Below are 545 nucleotides of genomic sequence, written 5' to 3'. Positions count from 1 at the left end.
TCATCGAACTGATGGAAGCGAACCTCTCCGAGCCGCTGTCGCTGATCGAGATCGCCGACCATGTCGATCTCTCGCGCCGACAGATCGAGCGCCTGTTCCGCACCGAGATGGGCCGTTCGCCCGCCCGCTACTACCTGGAGATCCGGCTCGACCGCGCCCGCCATCTCTTGATCCAGTCGTCGATGCCGGTGGTCGAGGTGGCGGTGGCCTGCGGCTTCGTCTCCGCCTCGCATTTCTCCAAATGCTACCGCGAGCTCTATGCCCGCTCGCCGCAGCAGGAACGCGTCGACCGCAAGCAGCTGCTGGCGGCCTGAGGCGGAGCGGTCATTCCACGAAGGCGAAGTCCTGCTCGCTCGCGTGCAGCATGCCTGCCAAGGTGCGCAAGGCCTCCTCGAGCCGCTCGATCGGCGGCGCCGCAAGCGCCAGCCGAACGGCATTCGGCGCGTGTCCGGGGCTGACGGCGAAGGCGCTCGACGGCGTGATCGCGATGCCGCGCCGCGCGGCGACGGCGACGAAAGCCTGCGAGCGCCAGTGTTCCGGCAAAG

The 545-nt window shown here is 68.3% G+C and carries 1 protein-coding gene and 1 pseudogene; one reads left to right on the top strand and one right to left on the bottom strand.

Annotated features, from left to right (window positions below; all coding sequences use genetic code 11):
* A partial coding sequence (locus EN780_RS37095; protein WP_128276636.1) for a helix-turn-helix domain-containing protein occupies positions 1 to 314 on the top strand: 314 nt, incomplete at its 5' end.
* A 10-nt stretch (positions 315 to 324) separates the two neighbouring features.
* Here the strand turns inward: EN780_RS37095 and EN780_RS37090 are convergent.
* Positions 325 to 545: pseudogene (locus tag EN780_RS37090) on the bottom strand (PLP-dependent aminotransferase family protein); the annotation flags it as partial.

The organism is Mesorhizobium sp. M4B.F.Ca.ET.089.01.1.1, from assembly GCF_004022605.1.
Lineage (GTDB): Bacteria > Pseudomonadota > Alphaproteobacteria > Rhizobiales > Rhizobiaceae > Mesorhizobium > Mesorhizobium abyssinicae.
This window is presented reverse-complemented; position numbering and strand designations above follow the sequence as displayed.